Source organism: Mesorhizobium sp. M0166, assembly GCF_040322255.1.
Taxonomy (GTDB): Bacteria; Pseudomonadota; Alphaproteobacteria; order Rhizobiales; family Rhizobiaceae; genus Mesorhizobium.
On the sequence record NZ_JAMYTD010000095.1, the window covers coordinates 1 to 2,152 of the forward strand.

The 2,152-nt window shown below is 55.1% G+C and carries 2 protein-coding genes and 1 pseudogene; 1 reads left to right on the forward strand and 2 read right to left on the reverse strand.

From position 1 onward, the window contains the following. Positions 1-531 precede the first annotated feature (531 nt). Positions 532-1,233, reverse strand: coding sequence for a hypothetical protein (locus NKJ46_RS34520; protein WP_352671796.1), 702 nt, complete (start codon positions 1,231-1,233; stop codon positions 532-534). A gap of 12 nt (positions 1,234-1,245) precedes the next feature. Between NKJ46_RS34520 and NKJ46_RS34525 the strand changes: the two genes are divergently transcribed. Continuing rightward, on the forward strand, positions 1,246-1,560 hold the full coding sequence (locus NKJ46_RS34525) for a hypothetical protein (protein ID WP_352671798.1): 315 nt from the start codon (positions 1,246-1,248) through the stop codon (positions 1,558-1,560). A 52-nt stretch (positions 1,561-1,612) separates the two neighbouring features. Here the strand turns inward: NKJ46_RS34525 and NKJ46_RS34530 are convergent. Further along, positions 1,613-2,065 (reverse strand): annotated as a pseudogene (locus tag NKJ46_RS34530) (IS66 family transposase); the annotation flags it as partial. Positions 2,066-2,152 lie beyond the last annotated feature (87 nt).

The window sequence follows — 2,152 nt, forward strand, 5'->3', positions numbered from 1 at the left end:
CTGGATATACGTCGCTCACATTCGCCTGCTCACCCGCAGGCTCGCAAGAAGTTGATATCAAAACACTCTTTTTGATTCAGGCTCTTACACGATGATTCGTCGGCCGGTGACACTGAGCGGGATCCCCGTCACGCGCGGCACGGAATCAATGTGGACTGGTCGCTCTGTTGAGCTAATTGACGCCTCATGTCCGGAGGCGAACGTCCGGCACCAAGCGTCGCGGAAATGCATGGAAATGGAGCAATGCTTCCTTTTCAGTCTGGTAGATGTCGAAGCCTCCGAGTTGAGGATCTCAGAAGTCCTGAGTGAGCTTCTGCAACGCCTCAAGTGTCTTCGGGTTACCAGAGACCGAAGCATCCCCGTTGGTTAGCGCGTCGCCAAATCGCTCTATCGCAGCAATTGCGGCCATTAGCAGTCGCAGTTTCTTACGAACTATGGGAGGGAGCTCGCTGCAGCCGCCCACTCCACCCGCAGCGGTATCCAATCCGGAAATCCAGAACTCGACAATCGGACGCCACCCTTCCACCGTCCTTATCTGCGTTCTAGTTGCTTCGTCTCGGTCTTCGGCAAATTCAAAGATGCTGAGGTAGTCGAGCGCCTCAAAAAGACGCTTCTGATAGTGAGCAACATCGCCCAGCCTTGCTGGATGAGGAACTCCTTGGGAAGCAGATGTGATGGCAGCAGTTCGTCTCCGAATATCTCTTCAGGTGACCGAAAAGCACTCTCTGAGATAGGTTTTGTCGACGTAATCACCCCAATTTGACAAATAAATCCGCATTTTTGCGCATAGGTTTCAAGGTTGTTGTAGATTTGTTGAATAGCCTCGATTGGAAACATATTAAGGTAGACGAGATCACCGCAAGGCAGTGGCGACGCCGGGTCTGCAGAATAATAGCGACACTCAGTGTGGATCTCCTTGCATGCCACCGTCAGGACATACGGAGGTGCGCAAAGCACTCTCCTGGCTCGATCTTCAGCCGCCATCGAGTCGACTAGCTCCCGCAGCTTCCCGCGCCTGCCCTCAAGCAGCAGAACCAGCTGATTGCGTATATTGCTCAGGGTGACCATAGCGCGAGCCACTGAATTTGATTTCGCGCTTGAAAGGGCCGATTTGAGGTACCCGCGGGCCTCCTTGATGTCCTTCTCCTGCTGAACCTTGGCAAGTTTCAACGCCTCGAGCGCAGCCTCCCGTGACTGAGAGTCCCCGGCCGTGGTTGCACTCAACAGCTGCACCAAGCTGTCCAGATGATCTGTTTCAACCTCAACGAATGTGTCGAACTAATCAGAGAAGCGAGCGACGTTCTTGTTAACTACAAAGCGTTCGACGACGATTTCCTTTTCCTGTGCCAGCAGGACGTCAATGGCCGCTATTATTTTGAGCAACTCTTGGCCGACTTGTTGACTGTCAATCGCATAAGCCGCGCGCTCTTGGATGCGCGTCGTGGCTATGAGCGCTTCACTCTTGTTCTGGGCGCGCTGCAACTCCTCTGCGAAGCGCAACTTCAGTCTTTCGATTTCCGCATTGGTTTGATCGTAAGCGCTATTTTCGCTGCACGTTGACGCGGGGGCTTTCGACGGATAGCCTTCGAATCGGGAACGGTATCTGGTCTGATCAGGCTGCTGTTACTTTGGCGAAGTTGAAGGGCAGCAGATCCTCGATGGCTGCGTTCTCGGGGCGCTGAGGTAGTTCAGTGAGGACGTGGCGCAGCCACGCTAACGGCTCGACGCCACAGGCGCGGCAGGTCAACATCAGGCTGTAGATGACGGCGCTGGCCCTGGCTCCGTCGACGGTATCGCTGAACAGCCAACTTTTCCGGCCAGTGGCAAAGATTCTGATGTCACGCTCGAGAAGATTGTTGTCGATCGGCATGCTGCCGTCCTCGGTGTAACGAGTCAGATATCCCCATTGGTTCAGGGTGTAGGAGACGGCGTCGCCGAGCTTGCTGTCCGGCAAGACTTTTGGGGCGATGTCGTCGAGCCATGCCTTGAGAGCCTGGAGGATCGGGACACTATGTTGCTGGCGGAAGCGGCGAATGCAGTCATCTCGCGTTTCGCCGTCATCGGGGATGAACCGCCCCGGGTTTTCCGGAGGCCGTTTCGTTTGAGTCACGCGGCTATGGCTGGTTCATCCAACATGGCGTAGTAGCGTTCC